Annotated in this window: 1 protein-coding gene; it reads left to right on the top strand. The window is 48.3% G+C overall.

Annotated features, from left to right (window positions below):
• On the top strand, positions 1-288 hold a 288-nt coding region (locus tag EVJ33_RS15830), incomplete at its 5' end, for an ArsA-related P-loop ATPase (protein WP_483297318.1).
• Positions 289-404: the final 116 nt, after the last annotated feature.

Here is a 404-nt window from a genome sequence, read left to right as displayed (position 1 = left end):
GAAGATCTCCGTTCTCCTTGTACGGAAGAAATTGCCACATTTCAGGCTTTTTCCCGAGCGATTCGCGATTCCGCACAGCGCTTTGTGGTGATGGATACCGCCCCGACGGGACATACGTTATTGCTTCTCGATGCGACTGGTGCGTATCATAAAGAAATTGCCAAAAAGATGGGTGATAATCAGCGTTTCACCACCCCGTTAATGCAGTTTCAAGATCCCACAAGAACCAAGGTATTGATTGCGACCTTGGCTGAAACCACCCCGGTTTTAGAAGCTAAACATTTATAGGATGATTTAACTCGAGCCGGTATTCATCCTTGGGGATGGATAGTCAATAATGCGTTGTCGGTTGCGACCATGCAGTCGCCACTGCTTCAGCAACGGGCACAACAAGAGTACCAGCA

It is taken from the genome of Exiguobacterium sp. SL-10 (assembly GCF_004337025.1).
Classification (GTDB): Bacteria; Bacillota; Bacilli; order Exiguobacteriales; family Exiguobacteriaceae; genus Exiguobacterium.
Note: the sequence above shows the minus strand (reverse complement) of the source record. Positions and strands in the feature narration are given on the sequence as shown.